We start from the raw sequence: 13,812 nt of genomic DNA on the forward strand, positions 1-13,812 counted from the left end.
GTTCCCCATCGGCGACAGGCGGTTGGGTGGCCCGGTTGCCCATCACCGCCTTCGGGTCGGCGACCATCGCCTCGTACGCCTGTTTCTGCTGGTACTTGGTCGCGTACTCCTCATAGATCTTGCGGAGCGCGGCGCGGGTGGTGCCGATGGCCTGGGTTGCGGCGGAGAGGGCGGTGTAGTTCGCGGCGGCGGCATCGTGGGTGCGTTGCACCTTGTCGATGAGTTCGTCGAGTTCGGCGAGGTAGGTGCGGGAGGCGGCGCTGGTTTCGGGGGGCCAGGCTGCGGCGAGGCCGCGTCGGTATTGCTGGAGGCGGCCGAGGTGGGTTTGCGCGAGGTCGCAGACCTTGCGCCAGCCGGCGACCTGCTTCCAATGGTTGGCGGTGTCGTGGTCCTGCAGGCAGGCCCACATGCTGTTGACGTCCATGAGTTGCCAGTCGGTGAGGCCGGTGGTCCGGCCGCTGCCCCGTTCGATCACGGCAGCACCACCGGCGGCTGGGCGTCGGGGCTGGTCGGGTCAGTCAGCACCGACGTGGGGCCGCCGGGCAGCATGTTCAAAGGGTTGGCGAGGGCTCGTTGCACGTCCACGACTCGCGCGGCGGTGAAGGCGTCGCTGTCGGCGTAGTGGGTGGCGACCTGGTCGGCGGCGGCGGCGAGGTGGCCGGTGGCGCCTCGGACGGCGTACACCATGTCGGCGGTGGCCTGCTGCGTCTCGTGGTGCGCGTGCAGGAAGGTGACCAGCTCGATGAAGGCGTCGCAGGGGTTGGGCAGCTTCGCGGACATGTCTTCGGCGATGTACGACAGGTGCGGCGCGTAGTTGCTCTCGACGTCGGCGGCGAGCCGGTCGGCGAACTCTCTGAGCTGGCTGATGTCGGCTTCGATGCCGCCGTAACCGCGTAGCCAGGGTGCTGGCCGGTCCTCTTCGGGGATCATGGATCCTCCCTACCCGTAGCGGCACCGTTTCCCTGAGTGAGGTTAACGGCTCAACGCCACCCTGGCAGCCCCCGTACGGCGGTCTGGCGGGTCAGCGAGGCAGGCCGGCGGCGCGCCAGCCGCGGGAGCTGCCCGGTCGGCCGCTGCGCGCCCAGGCGGACGGGGCCGTCGGCGTGGGGGCGGCGGCCGGGCGGGACCGGATGATGATCGCCCCCACCAGAGCGGCCAACTCCTCGGCGGTGGGCACGCCGCGGACGACCCGGAACAGCGGCTCTTCGGCAGACATGCCGTCAGGGTACGCGGCGCGAAGTTACCCGAAGCGCACAGTGGCGTGCCGGCGGTGTGAGCGTCAGCGGGTCCGGGTACCGTCTCACCGATGTCGAACGCGCTTCCCCAACTCGTCGCTGACCGATACCGGCTCCTGTCGCCGCTCGGCCAGGGCGGCATGGGCCGGGTGTGGAAGGCGCGCGACGAGGTGCTGCACCGGGACGTCGCCATCAAGGAGTTGGTGCCGCCGCCCGGTCTCACCGATGAGGAGCGCCGCGAGATGCGCGAGCGCTCGCTGCGGGAGGCGCGGGCCATCGCCCGGCTCAACCACGCCAATGTCGTCCGCATCTTCGACGTGCTGCGCACCGACGGCGATCCGTGGATCGTCATGGAGTACGTGGCGTCGAAGTCGTTGCAGGACACTCTCGCCGAGGACGGCCCGGTTTCGGTGGCCCGCACGGTGGAGATCGGCCTGGGTGTGCTGGGCGCGCTCAGCGCCGCGCACAAGGCGGGCGTCATGCACCGCGACGTGAAGCCCGGCAACGTGCTGCTCGGCGAGGACGGCCGGGTGGTGCTGACCGATTTCGGTCTGGCCACGATCCCCGGCGACCCCAACGTGACCCGCACCGGCATGGTGCTCGGCTCGCCCGCGTACATCTCGCCGGAGAGGGCCCGGGACGGCACCGCCGGTCCGGAGGCCGACCTGTGGTCGTTGGGCGCGACGCTCTACGCGGCGGTCGAGGGCAAGTCGCCGTACGCCCGACCGTCGGCGATCGGCACCCTGGCCGCGTTGGCCACCGAGCCGATTCCGCCGCCGAAGAACGCCGGTCCGCTGAAGGCCGTCCTGAACGGGCTGCTGCGCAAGGACCCGAACGAGCGGATCACCGCCGAGGTGGCGGAGCGGTTGCTGCGCCGCGCCGGGGGCAAGCGGTCGCGCGGGATCTCCCTGCTTGATGGCGTACGCCGGCCGGGGCCGAACGGTCCGCGCGAGCCGCGCCCGCCGCACGTGCCGGCGCCGCGACCTGCCGAGAGCGTCGACCAGCCGGTGTCGCCGCCGCCGGCTGCCGCTGCGGCCCCCGCTGCTGCTGCCGCGACCGCTGCGGCTGATGCCACGCCGACGGCAGTGGTTTCCTCAGGTGCAGCCGCCGACCCGACCGCTGTGGTGCCGGCCGACCCGACGGTAGCGGCACCGGCCGAGCCGACCGCCCCTATCGACCGCCCGTCCGAGGCCGCCGCGTCCGGGGCCGCCGCGTCCGATGCTGCCGCGTCCGGGGCCGAGCCGACCGCGACGGTCGCGGCCGCGCCCGACACGAGCGGCGACGGTACGACGAACGTCGACGACGAGCCGACGGTGGTCGACGGGCCGCCGGTGGCTCCGGAGCAGCGCAAGCCGACCACGCCGACGTCGCTGATGCCGCCGGTGGGTCCGGCCGGCCGCGCGTCGGTGCCGCCCTCGGACGGCACGAAGCCGAACAACACCCGACGTAACGTGCTGATCGGGGCGCTGGTCGCGCTGCTGCTGATCGGCCTCGCGGTGGTCGTGCCGATGCTGACCAGCGGCGACGGCGACAAGACCCCGCAGGCCGACCCGACCGGTGCTGCCGCCACCTCGGCGCCCGCGCCGACCTCCGCTGCCGCGCCACCGCCGCCCACCACCGGTGCGCCGACCCCGTCGGCCTCGGCCACTCCCTCGGTCGACCCGAACGCGCTGCCGGCCGGCTGGAAGCTGCACCGGGACCCGGAAGGCTTCGCCCTGCCGATCCCCGACGGTTGGGTGCGCCGCGACGCTGGTCAGAACACTGTCGTCTTCGACGAGTCCAACGGGCCGGGGGAGCTGCTCGTGCAGTGGACGCCGACCCCAAAGGACGACGCCTACAAGGACTGGCAGCGCATCGAGCCGGACCGCAGAGAGATCGTCAAGAATTACCAGAACCTCGGCATCAAGCGCTGTAACTTCTGGAAGACCTGTGCGGACTGGGAGTGGCTGGAGACTCGGGACGGGCAGCGGATCCACGTCCGCAACCGGGGGTTCGTGACGGCCAGCAACCGGGGCTACGCCCTGCGGTGGGAGATCGCGGAGAAGGACTGGCAGGCCAACCTGCCGAACTTCGACCGGATCGCCAAGGGTTTCGTGCCCGACCGGCAGGACTGAAACTCATTCGCATGACCTTCCGTCGTCCGGGGTAATTGACCTTTGACGACGGAAGGAGGCACGACATGGGTTACCGACGGAGGGACACTCGGCCCCGGCTGGCACTGTGGATGCTCGTGGCGCTCGGCGACGCGATTCTGCTGCTGGTCAGCGCGGGGGTTTCGGTGCTCGTCGCACTGCTCGGCGTCGTGATCGTTGCCGGCCTTGGCGTTGCTGCCTGGCGGATGACCCGCCGGGGCGCGCTGGCTCGTGAGGATGCTGTGGTGCCGGCCCTGAGCCGGCGGCGGGCCTGACCCGTACCCGGTGGTGTGGCGGCAGCCGGACCGATTGTCGACCGTGCTGGTGACCGTCGATCCCGCTGCCGCCAACGGCCCGGTCAGGTGTTGTTGGCCAACGCGATCAGGCGGCTCCGGTCGCCGTTCCAGTAGTTGCGGTCCACGTTGCCGCTGATCCCGGAGACCGCGCCGGTGCTGGTGTACTGCCAGAAGCTCCACACCGACGCGCCGGCCGGCAGCGTGCCCGGCGCGCTCGCCCAGCGGGCCAGCCAGAGCGGGTGGTTCGCCCACGGGCCGGTCCAGCTGCCGGTGCACTGGTTCCACCAGCTCGTGGTGGTGTAGATGACCGCGTACCGGCCGGTGCGGGAACGGTAGGTGTTCAGGAAGTCCTGGATCCAGTTGCGCATCCCGGTCGTGCTGAGCCCGTAGCAGTAGCCACCGCTGTACGGGTTGCCCTCGATGTCCAGCGCGGCCGGCAGGGTGCGGCTGTCCGCGGACCAGGCACCGCCGTTGGACGCCAGGTAGTTGGCCTGGGTGGAGCCGGCGGAAATGTTCGGGCGGGCGAAGTGGTACGCCCCGCGGATCACCCCGGCGTTGTACGCGTTGACGTAGTTGGCGTTGAAGTTCGGGTCCTTGTAGCTGGTGCCCTCGGTCGCCTTGATGAAGGCGAACTGGATGCCCGCGTTGCGGACGCTGGTCCAGTTGATGCTGCCCTGGTAGCGGGACACGTCGATGCCGGGTGTGGTGGCTGCGGCCGCCGGTCCGGCGGTCGCTACCAGGGCCGCCGCCGCGGTGGCGAGGACGGTGAGGCCGGCCGCGAGTGCGCGGCGCAGCGTTGATGAGGTACGGGCCATGAGTGCCTCCAAGGACGTCGCTCTATCGACGTCCATCTTTGGAGGTAAGTGCCCTAGATCGCAAGGGAGGCTGAAAAAAGCTTCATCGGCGGCCGTCTGTCGCCCTGGTGACGAGAGGAACGGGTCAGCGCAGTGTGGCCGGGTCGAGCTGCCAGCGGAACGGCTCGACGACTGTCAGCGTCTCGCCGGGCTTGGCAACCTGGTCCTCGACGTAGTGCTCGCCGTCGAGCCGGAACAGCCGCAACGAGTGACCGTCCCCGTCCTGCTCGACCAGCAGGTACCAGAGGATTCGCGCGATGGCGTAGAGCTGCATTTTGACCAGGCGATCGGCGGCTCCCGTCGAGCAGCTCGATCCGGTCCGGGGTTTCACCCAGGGCGAAGTAGTCGGCCTCGGTCCAGAGCCCGACGTGGTGCCCCCGGGGTTCCGCGCTCATCAGCGCTCACCTCCCGTTTCACTCGCCACCCGATCAGTCTCACAGGATGCGAGCCGGTGCCTCGGGAGCGACACGGAACGCCGCCGGTAGGCTCGCGCCCCATGATGTCGATCGACGGGCTGGGCGAGAAGTGGGACACGTTGTTCGGCGCGCAGCCGGACCCGCCCGCGCTGCTGGTGCTGATCACCGGGGCGGTGGCGCTGGTGGTGGTCTCCACCCGGCTGCCGTGGCGGATCGCCCGTAACGCCATCACCATCGCGCACGAGGGCGGGCACGCCCTCGTCGCCCTGCTCACCGGCCGCAAGCTGCGCGGCATCCGGCTGCACTCGGACACGTCGGGTTTGACGCTCTCCGCCGGCCGTCCCACCGGGCCGGGCATGATCCTCACCCTGCTCGCCGGATATGTCGCACCGCCGTTGGTCGGGCTGGCCGGCGCCTGGCTGCTCGGCGGCAACCGGATCACCCTGCTGCTCTGGGTGGCGGTGGCGCTGCTGCTGGCCATGCTCGTCATGATCCGCAACGCCTTCGGCGTGGTGTCGTTGCTGGTCACCGGCGCGCTGGTGTTCGCCGTCTCGTGGTACGCGACGCCGCAGGTCCAGGCCGCCTTCGCGTACACCGGGGTGTGGTTCCTGCTGCTCGGTGGGGTGCGGCCGGTGGTCGAGCTGCAACGGCTGCGCTCCCGGGGCCGGATGCCCGCCTCCGACGCCGACCAACTCGCCGGGCTCACCCCGTTTCCGGGGTTCTTCTGGGTGAGCGTCTTCGCAGTGGTCAACCTGGCGGCGCTGATCGCCGGCGCGCTCCTGCTCGCCGGCCCGTTCCTCACCGACGCCGGCCTGACCAGCTGACGGAAGGCAACCGGCGGGCGGCGCACCGGGCGGCTGGCGCACGGGCGGGCAGAATGAGGCCATGCGATACGTGATCATCGGGGCCGGTGCGGTCGGCGGCACCATCGGCGTACGGCTGGCCCAGGCCGACCGGGACGTGACAGTGGTGGCCCGCGGCGCCCACCTGGACGCGATCCGGAGGCGGGGTCTGACCCTGCGGCAGCCCGACGGTGAGGTCACCGCCCGGCTCGCGGCGGTGGACCGGCCCGGTGACCAGCCGCTGCCAGCGGACACCGTGCTGATCCTCACCGTGAAGTCGCAGGACACCGCCGGCGCGTTGGCCACCTGGGTGGACGCGCCGGTGGTCGGCGGCGGCACGGCCGGCGAACGTCTGCCGCTGGTGACCGCGCAGAACGGGGTGGCCAACGAGCGGGCCGCGCTGCGGCTCTTCGCCGACGTGCACCCGGTCTGTGTCTGGCTGCCGGCCACCCACCTGGACCCGGGCGTGGTGGTCGCCAACGGCTACCCGCACCCCGGGATGCTCCACATCGGCCGGTACCCCGCAGGTGCCGACGACACCGACGCGGCGATCGCCGCCGACCTGACCGCCGCCGGCTTCGTCGCCCCGGTCCGCGCCGACGTGCTGCGCTGGAAGTACGGCAAGCTGCTCAGCAACCTCGGTAACGGCCTGCAGGCGCTGCTCGGCCGGGACATCCCGGACGCGCTGGCCGAGCGGGTACGCGCCGAGGGCGTCGCCGCGCTCGCCGCCGCCGGCATCGCGCACACCTCGCCGGAGGAGGAGAAGGCCGAACGGGGCGACCTGGTCGGGCAACGCCCGGTCGCCGGAGAGGCCCGTTCCGGCGGCTCCACCTGGCAGAGCCTGGCCCGGGGCACCGGCTCGACCGAGGTCGACCACCTCAACGGGGAGATCGCCCTGCTCGGCCGGCTGCACGGCGTACCGACACCGGCCAACGTGGCGGTGCAGCGGGCCGTACGCCGGGCGGCCCGGGAGCGGATCGCGGCCGGCGCGTTCCCGCTCGCCGAGTTGGAGAAGATGATCGCCTGACCGGGGCAACCGACCACCCCGCGCGGTGCGTGTTCCCAGCGACCGACACGGGGAGGTAGCTGGTGCCGGACGTCGACGGGTTCGACGAGTTCTACCGGGGGAGTCGACAACGACTCCTCGGGTTCGTCTACGCCCTCACCGGCGATCGGGGCGAGGCGCAGGACGCCGTGCAGGAGGCGTACGTCCGGGCGTGGCAGCGCTGGTCGACGGTCAGCGCGTACGACGACCCGGAGGCGTGGGTTCGGGTGGTGGCCAGTCGGATCGCGGTCAGCCGCTGGCGCAGTCTGCGGAGCAGGGCCCGTGCCTACCTGCGACACGGGGCCACCGAGAGCGTTCCCGGGCCGGGCACCGACACCGTCGCGGTGGTCGCCGCCCTGCGCCGGCTGCCCGAGGAGCAACGCGTCGCCATCGCCCTCTACTACCTGGTGGGCATGCCTGTCGCCGAGGTCGCCCGGGAGACCGCGGCCCCGGTGGGCACGGTGAAGGCCCGACTCTCCCGGGGGCGCGCTGCGCTCGCCGGTCTGCTCGCCGTCTCTGACCTGGAGGAGGCCACCGATGCGTGACGACCCGACCCTGGTCGAACAGATTCAGCGCGACCTGCGGGACGTGCGCTGGCTCGGCCCGGAGGAGATCCGTGCCCGGGCCCGTCGCCGCAGCCAGCGCAGGATCGTGGCGGCCACCGTCGTGCTGGCCCTCGCCGGGGTGTCCGCCGCCGCGGTCGCCGCGCCGAGGACATCTCCGCCGTCGGCCCTTCCGGCCGCCTCCGCCTCGCCCGACGCCACGCCGACCCAGCACGAGATCACCACCGACGCCCTGCTCCAGCCGGCCGACCTGACGCGCCCGATCGAGGTGCAGCTCAGCCAGGCGGGCATGGGGGAGCCGGTCCGGGTCGACGCGATGCTCGATCAGTGCCGGGCGAACCTGGGGCTGCCGGAGGGGTGGCGGTTCTCCCGCCTGTCCCGCTCACAGACCCTGCTTCGGGCGCGTCCCGCCGGAACCGAGCCCGGCAACGCCGACGTCCTCGTGATGCAGGACGTCTACCGGATGGCCACACAGGACGAGGCGACGTTGGCCCTCGTGACCCTCCAGGGTCTGGTGGACCCGTGCGACGAGTGGCGCAGCCGCGGGCCGTACGAGCGGAAGGGGCAGACCGGTACGGCGGAGGCGGTGCACCGGTGGCAGGTCCGGCCGCTGGACTCTGGGGGGCAAGGCGGCGTCCTGCTGACCCACACGATTTCCCAGGCCCGGGACGTGAACACCGGCGCGACGCTCGACGACGAGACGCGCCCGACCAACACTGCGGTGGTGCAGGTCGGCGATCTCGTCTCGGTGCTCAGCCTCGGTCGCGACGGCACCGAGGCGGAACTCCAACAGTTCGCCGTCGCGGCCGTGGCGCGCCTGTGCCCGAACGCCAACGCCCCACCCCCGAACTGCTGAGGGCGCGGATCGAGGGAACTGGACCCCGCGTTACAGCGGGATGTTGCCGTGCTTCTTCGGCGGCAGGGTCTCCCGCTTGGTGCGCAGGATGCGCAGCGCCCGCACGATCTGGGTGCGCGTCTCGTGCGGCGGGATCACCGCGTCGACGTACCCGCGCTCGGCGGCCACGTACGGGTTGGCCAGGGTGTCCTCGTACTCGGCGATCTTCTCGGCCCGGACCGCCGCCGGGTCCTCGGCACCTGCCAGCTCGGAGCGGTAGAGGATGTTCACCGCGCCCTGCGCACCCATCACCGCGATCTGCGCGGTCGGCCAGGCGAAGTTCAGGTCCGCGCCGAGGTGCTTGGAGCCCATCACGTCGTACGCCCCGCCGTACGCCTTGCGGGTGATCACCGTGACCTTGGGGACGGTGGCCTCGGCGTACGCGTAGATGAGCTTGGCGCCCCGGCGGATGATGCCGTCCCACTCCTGGCCGGTGCCGGGCAGGAAGCCGGGTACGTCCACGAAGGTCAGCACCGGGATGTTGAACGCGTCGCAGGTGCGCACGAACCGGGCGGCCTTCTCCGAGGCGGCGATATCCAGGGTGCCGGCGAAGTGCATGGGCTGGTTGGCGACCACACCGACCGGCCGCCCCTCGACCCGGCCGTAGCCGACCACGATGTTCTGCGCGTAGAGGGGCTGGACCTCAAGGAACTCCCCGTCGTCGAGGACGTGCTCGATGACGGTGTGGATGTCGTACGGCTGGTTGGCGGAGTCCGGGACGAGGGTGTCCAGCTCGCGGTCCTCGTCAGTGATCGTCAGGTCGGCGGGGGCCTCGACGACGACCGGCTCGTCGAGGTTGTTCGACGGCAGGTACGACAGCAGCGCCTTGACGTAGTCGACAGCGTCCTCCTCGTCGGTGGCGAGGTAGTGCGCGTTGCCGCTGCGGGAGTTGTGCGTACGCGCGCCGCCCAGCTCCTCCATGCCGACGTCCTCGCCGGTCACCGTCTTGATCACGTCGGGGCCGGTGATGAACATGTGCGAGGTCTGGTCGACCATCACTGTGAAGTCGGTGACCGCGGGGGAGTAGACCGCGCCGCCGGCGCAGGGGCCCATCACCAGCGAGATCTGTGGGATGACACCGGAGGCCCGGACGTTGCGGAAGAAGATCTCACCGTAGAGGCCGAGCGAGACGACGCCCTCCTGGATGCGCGCGCCACCGGAGTCGTTGATGCCAACCACCGGGCAGCCGATCTTCATGGCCAGGTCCATCACCTTGACGATCTTCTCGCCGAAGACCTCGCCGAGCGAACCACCGAAGACCGTGAAGTCCTGGGCGAAGACGCACACCTGCCGGCCGTCCACCGTGCCGTAGCCGGTGACCACACCGTCGCCGTACGGCCGGTTCTTCTCCAGCCCGAAGGCCGTGGACCGGTGCCGGGCCAGTTCGTCGAGTTCGACGAAGGAGCCCTCGTCGAGCAGCATCTCGATCCGCTCGCGGGCGGTCTTCTTGCCGCGCGCGTGCTGCTTCTCCACGGCGCGGGCCGACCCGGCGTGCACCGCCTCGTCGACCCGGCGCTCCAGGTCCGCCAGCTTGCCCGCGGTGCTGTGCATGTTGGTCCCGGTCTCGGTAGTCACCCTGGGAATATAACGATGGTTCAGGTGGGTGCCCCTGTGCAGTACGCCTCAGTGTCGATCAGGGCACCGCCGTAGGCTGGCGGAATGCCGGGTTCCCCGTACACCGATCTGGACCGGCCGCCGCTGTCGGCGGCCCGGCTGCGCCGCGCGTTGGTCGCGCCGAACGGGCCGTGGGCCCGGCTGGAGTTGCGTGCCGAGACCGGCTCCACCAACGCCGACGTGGCCGAGGCGGCCCGGACCGACGAGCCCGAGGGCCTGGTCGTGGTCGCCGAACGGCAGACCGCTGGTCGTGGTCGCCGCGGTCGGGTGTGGCAGTCGCCGGCCCGGGCCGGCATCGCGACGAGCGTGCTGCTGCGGCCCGGCGAGGCCGTGCCGGACCGCGGTTGGTCGCCGGCGGCACCCACGGGGTACGGGTGGCTGCCGTTGCTGGCCGGCGTGGCGCTGGTCGAGGCGGTGGCCCGGCTGGCCGAACTGGAGGCCACCCTGAAGTGGCCCAACGACCTGTTGATCGACGACGCGAAGTGCGCCGGCGTGCTGGCCGAGGCGGTGCCCGGACGTACGCCGGACCAACCGCCGGCGATCGTACTGGGCATCGGGCTCAACGTGACGCTGCGCGCCGACGAGTTGCCGGTGAATCCGACCGGGCTGCCGGCCACCTCGCTCCAGCTGGCCGGCGCGGCGGCCACCGATCGGGATCCGCTGCTGCGGGCGCTGCTGCGGGCGGTCGCCGACTGGTACGACCGTTGGCGTTCGGCGGGCGGCGACGCGGTGGCCAGCGGCCTGCGCGACGCCTACCTGGCGGCCTGCGCGACGGTCGGTCGGGAGGTACGCGTCCTGCTCCCCAACGGCGACTCCCTGACCGGCACCGCCACCGGAGTGGACCCGGACGGCCAACTCATCGTCACCACCCCCACCGAAACCCGAACCCTGGCAGCCGGCGACGTCCTACACCTCCGCTAACCCACCCCGCCCCACCCCCCAACCGCGCGATCTTGCACTTCCTGTCGCGGCACAAGGGGTGAAAGCCGCGTAACGGCGACCGGAAGTGCAAGATCGCGGAAGCACGGGTGGGGGCCGCGTGGCGGATGTTGTGGTGGGGCTTGGGGGGTTTACCGTCTGCGCGTCTAGAAAATCGCGTTGGAGGTTCCCGTGGCGTTTCCTGAGGACGTGCTCACCGAGGACGAGCATGTCGTGCTGCACCTGCACCCGCACTGGAAGGCGTTGATCCGGCCGATCGCGGTGCTGGTGCTGGCCATCGCCGCGGTGGTGGTCGGCGTGGTCCTGTTGCCCGAGGGCAGCGGAGGTTCGATCGTGCTGGCCGTGATCGGGGCGATCGCCCTGGTCGCGGTGCTCTGGCTCGCGCTGTGGCCGTTCCTGGTCTGGCGCACCACCCACTACCTGTTCACGAACGAGCGGGTCCTGCTCCAGCAGGGTGTCTTCTCCCGGGACCGGCGGGACCTCCCGCTCGCCCGCGTCAACGACCACTCGATGAACCAGCGTTTCGTCGAGCGTCTGCTCGGCTGCGGCACGCTCACCATCGAGTCGGCCGGTGAGCGCGGCCAGTCGGTGCTCTCCGACGTGCCGGACGTCGGAAAGGTGCAGACCACCCTGTACGAGTTGGTCGAGGCACAGCACGACAAGCACTCACTGGGCGATGGCGAGATGCGCGACATGCTCGCCGACATGCAGGACGGCAAGTCGCTGCGCGACACCACCACCTGACCGGTGCGGTTGACACCCGCCCCCTGCCACGGTGTCGGGGGCGGGTCAGTCGTGTCGTTGCGCCTCGGCGGAGCCGCTGATCTCCGTCGGGTCGCCGTCGGACGGCGCGGCGGCGGACGGCACGGCGGCGGACGGCGCGACGGCGGACGGCACGGCGGCGGACGGGTCCGCCGCGATCGGGCCGTCGGCGGGCCGATCAGCTTCGGGCCGGTCAGCTCCGGGCCGGTCAGCTCCGGGCCGGTCAGCGTCGGCCGCGGCGGCTCCGACAGGGGCGGCTCCGACAGCTTCGGCTTCGGCGGGGTCGGCCTCGACCGGCCGGACGGCGAACCAGCCACGGAAGCGGGTCCGCAGCACCTCCTGCTCCGGCCGGTCGTCCGGGCCGAGGCGCAGCATGGTGCCGGTGAGGCTGACGGTGCCGAGCCCGGGACGGGCGGTCGACGGTCGGGCGCCCATCACGTCGACCCGGACGGCGAGCCGGTCGCCGGCCCGCACGGGGGCGAGCCACCGCAGCTCCTCCAGGCCGGGGGACGCGTCCGCGGCGGCCCGGGACAGCAGGTGGTCGACGTACGCGCGCATGAACAGGCTGACCGTGTAGAAGCCACTGGCGATCACACCGCCGTGCCGGCTCGCCGCGGCCAGGTCGCTGTCGACGTGGTACCACTGCGGGTCGAAGCGGCGGGCGAAGGCGACCATCTCGTCGGCGTCCACGGTGACCACGCCGAGATCGACGGTCAGCCCCGGGACGAGGTCCTCGAAGAACAGCTCGGCTGGTCGGCCCGTGCCAGAGCGGGCGTCGGGTGTGGTCACCGGCGGGGCGCGCGACGGGTGCCGACGTGCAGTTCCGCGGCGAGTTCCGCGTCCAGGTCGGCGGCGGGGCTGACGCTCAGGTGCGGGGGCCGGCCCTGGGCGGGTGTGCCGGGCGGGTAGTCGGCGCGCTGTGCGGGCTCCGACTCCTCCAGCTCGGACACGGATTCCGCGAGCTCGGCGACCGGGTCCATCTCCGCCATGGTGTCCCACTCGTCGCGCGGAATGCTGTGCCAGGTGGACTGGGGCTTCGCAGCCTCGTCCGCTGCTGGTGCGACAGGTTGGAAGACGAAGGTCCGGTAGGACCAGAACCGGAACAGCGTGGCCAGCATGACGCCGACGGTCTTGGCCACGTTCAGCGCCAGCAGGCCGTGTACGCCGAGACCGTACTTGGCGGCCGCCACGGCACCCAGCTCAATGAGCAGGCCGGCGCCGTTGAAAAGGAAGAAGAGCAGATATTCCCGACGAAGCGCCGATTTCGGGCGATCGCGGTACGTCCAGTGCCGATTCATGAGGTACGACGTGATGGTCGCGACGATGGTCGCGATCACGGTCGCCTTCAACTGACCATTGACGAAAACGGTCAGTGCGAGGGCATTGAACACCGCGTAATTGATGACGGTGTTGATGCCGCCGACGATGCCGAACTTGAGCGCCTCGTGGATGAACTTCTGCCAGCGCTCAGGCAGCAGACGGACAAGACGCATGCGAAACACCTTAGGGCAGTCGGTGCGGCCGGCGATCACCGGCCGAACGAGGTGGGCGGCAGGTCACGCCCCGTGGTCACGGTCGGGATTCACCTGCGGAACGGTCGGGGTTCCCGCTTCGACGAAGACGAACCGCCGGTAGGACCAGAATCGGAACAGCGTGGCGAGCCCCGTGCCGACGATGTAGCTGGCGAGGTTGTCGGCGAGGCGGGTCTGGAACACTGCCGGCCAGATGGCCCCGAGCCCGTAGCGGCTCAGCGCCAGGCAGGCGACGGTGATGCCGAGGCCGACCGCGTTGAAGAAGAAGAAGAGCGCGTACTCGCGGGCCGCGTTGTTGCGCTGACGGTGCCGCCACGTCCAGAACCGGTTGCCGACGAAGGCGACGGTGGCCGCGATCACTGTGGAGATCGTCTTCGCGGTCAGCTCCTCGACGCCGTGCCTGCTCGTCAGGTAGTTGAAGAGCGCGAAGTCGATGAGGAAGGCGAAACCACCCACGGTGGCGAACTTGCTCAGCTCGCGGAGGAGATGACCGAAGCGGTCGAGCAGTGTGCCGACGAGACCCCGTCGGGTCTGCGGGGAACCCGGTTGTTCCCCGGTCATCGTGGCGGCCACGCAGGGAGCCTACCGGCTGCCGGCCAGTCAGAGGGGTAGCAACGGCGAGCGGGCGCGGTGTCCCGGAGGGGCCCAGCGTCTGCGTACGTGACCACTGCACAGAGCGTAGCCAAT

16 protein-coding genes are annotated in these 13,812 nt (G+C 71.3%); 8 read left to right on the forward strand and 8 right to left on the reverse strand.

The window, feature by feature from the left end; all coding sequences use genetic code 11:
* Positions 1 to 471: 471 nt before the first annotated feature.
* Positions 472 to 930, reverse strand: a complete 459-nt coding sequence (locus AB0C03_RS18840) for a hypothetical protein (protein WP_279515179.1) — start codon at positions 928 to 930, stop codon at positions 472 to 474.
* Positions 931 to 1,021: 91 nt separating this feature from the next.
* The gene (locus tag AB0C03_RS18845) at positions 1,022 to 1,216 is read right to left on the reverse strand and encodes an acyl-CoA carboxylase subunit epsilon (protein ID WP_030328908.1); all 195 of its coding nucleotides are present in this window, start codon (positions 1,214 to 1,216) and stop codon (positions 1,022 to 1,024) included.
* A gap of 90 nt (positions 1,217 to 1,306) precedes the next feature.
* On the opposite strand from AB0C03_RS18845, the gene AB0C03_RS18850 reads away from it, so the two are divergent.
* Positions 1,307 to 3,349 carry a serine/threonine-protein kinase gene (locus AB0C03_RS18850; protein WP_357638094.1) on the forward strand — a complete coding sequence of 681 codons (2,043 nt, stop codon included), beginning with the start codon at positions 1,307 to 1,309 and terminating at the stop codon, positions 3,347 to 3,349.
* Positions 3,350 to 3,414: 65 nt separating this feature from the next.
* The gene (locus tag AB0C03_RS18855; RefSeq protein WP_030328904.1) at positions 3,415 to 3,642 is read left to right on the forward strand and encodes a hypothetical protein; all 228 of its coding nucleotides are present in this window, start codon (positions 3,415 to 3,417) and stop codon (positions 3,640 to 3,642) included.
* An 83-nt stretch (positions 3,643 to 3,725) separates the two neighbouring features.
* Here AB0C03_RS18855 and AB0C03_RS18860 read toward each other — a convergent pair whose 3' ends face one another.
* Both AB0C03_RS18860 and AB0C03_RS18865 read right to left on the reverse strand, forming a co-directional pair.
* The gene (locus tag AB0C03_RS18860; protein ID WP_030328902.1) at positions 3,726 to 4,478 is read right to left on the reverse strand and encodes a GH25 family lysozyme; all 753 of its coding nucleotides are present in this window, start codon (positions 4,476 to 4,478) and stop codon (positions 3,726 to 3,728) included.
* 124 nt (positions 4,479 to 4,602) lie between these two features.
* The gene (locus tag AB0C03_RS18865; RefSeq protein WP_247675686.1) at positions 4,603 to 4,791 is read right to left on the reverse strand and encodes a PDDEXK family nuclease; all 189 of its coding nucleotides are present in this window, start codon (positions 4,789 to 4,791) and stop codon (positions 4,603 to 4,605) included.
* A gap of 222 nt (positions 4,792 to 5,013) precedes the next feature.
* Here AB0C03_RS18865 and AB0C03_RS18870 point away from each other — a divergent pair, with 222 nt between their 5' ends.
* From AB0C03_RS18870 to AB0C03_RS18885, 4 genes are all read left to right on the forward strand, one after another.
* A complete protein-coding gene (locus AB0C03_RS18870; protein WP_357638096.1) occupies positions 5,014 to 5,757 on the forward strand; it encodes a M50 family metallopeptidase in 744 nt (247 codons plus the stop codon).
* Positions 5,758 to 5,818: 61 nt separating this feature from the next.
* Complete coding sequence (locus AB0C03_RS18875; protein ID WP_210860073.1) at positions 5,819 to 6,802, forward strand: ketopantoate reductase family protein; 984 nt, start codon at positions 5,819 to 5,821, stop codon at positions 6,800 to 6,802.
* A 62-nt stretch (positions 6,803 to 6,864) separates the two neighbouring features.
* Positions 6,865 to 7,365 (forward strand): SigE family RNA polymerase sigma factor, encoded by a 501-nt coding sequence (locus AB0C03_RS18880; protein ID WP_357638098.1) that lies wholly within the window; start codon positions 6,865 to 6,867, stop codon positions 7,363 to 7,365.
* Entirely contained in the window at positions 7,358 to 8,239 is an 882-nt protein-coding gene (locus AB0C03_RS18885) for a hypothetical protein (RefSeq protein WP_210866258.1), read from the forward strand. Before AB0C03_RS18880 ends, AB0C03_RS18885 begins: the two co-directional genes overlap by 8 nt.
* A 30-nt stretch (positions 8,240 to 8,269) precedes the next feature.
* Here the strand turns inward: AB0C03_RS18885 and AB0C03_RS18890 are convergent, their stop codons facing one another.
* Complete coding sequence (locus AB0C03_RS18890) at positions 8,270 to 9,853, reverse strand: acyl-CoA carboxylase subunit beta (RefSeq protein WP_030328892.1); 1,584 nt, start codon at positions 9,851 to 9,853, stop codon at positions 8,270 to 8,272.
* An 84-nt stretch (positions 9,854 to 9,937) separates the two neighbouring features.
* Here AB0C03_RS18890 and AB0C03_RS18895 point away from each other — a divergent pair, with 84 nt between their 5' ends.
* Together AB0C03_RS18895 and AB0C03_RS18900 are read left to right on the forward strand one after the other, a co-directional pair.
* Positions 9,938 to 10,813, forward strand: a complete 876-nt coding sequence (locus tag AB0C03_RS18895; RefSeq protein ID WP_030328890.1) for a biotin--[acetyl-CoA-carboxylase] ligase — start codon at positions 9,938 to 9,940, stop codon at positions 10,811 to 10,813.
* Between the two features lie 189 nt (positions 10,814 to 11,002).
* Positions 11,003 to 11,575: a PH domain-containing protein gene (locus tag AB0C03_RS18900; RefSeq protein ID WP_030328888.1), complete on the forward strand. Its 573-nt coding sequence runs from the start codon at positions 11,003 to 11,005 to the stop codon at positions 11,573 to 11,575.
* 45 nt (positions 11,576 to 11,620) lie between these two features.
* Here the strand turns inward: AB0C03_RS18900 and AB0C03_RS18905 are convergent, their stop codons facing one another.
* The 3 genes from AB0C03_RS18905 to AB0C03_RS32350 form a co-directional block, all read right to left on the reverse strand.
* Positions 11,621 to 12,382 carry a MaoC/PaaZ C-terminal domain-containing protein gene (locus AB0C03_RS18905; protein WP_357638101.1) on the reverse strand — a complete coding sequence of 254 codons (762 nt, stop codon included), beginning with the start codon at positions 12,380 to 12,382 and terminating at the stop codon, positions 11,621 to 11,623.
* The gene (locus AB0C03_RS18910; protein WP_030328879.1) at positions 12,379 to 13,086 is read right to left on the reverse strand and encodes a GtrA family protein; all 708 of its coding nucleotides are present in this window, start codon (positions 13,084 to 13,086) and stop codon (positions 12,379 to 12,381) included. The genes AB0C03_RS18905 and AB0C03_RS18910 overlap by 4 nt, the downstream gene beginning before the upstream one ends.
* Before the next feature lie 63 nt (positions 13,087 to 13,149).
* On the reverse strand, positions 13,150 to 13,686 hold the full coding sequence (locus tag AB0C03_RS32350; RefSeq protein ID WP_030328876.1) for a GtrA family protein: 537 nt from the start codon (positions 13,684 to 13,686) through the stop codon (positions 13,150 to 13,152).
* Positions 13,687 to 13,812: the final 126 nt, after the last annotated feature.

It is taken from the genome of Micromonospora parva (genome assembly GCF_040649675.1).
GTDB lineage: Bacteria > Actinomycetota > Actinomycetes > Mycobacteriales > Micromonosporaceae > Micromonospora > Micromonospora parva.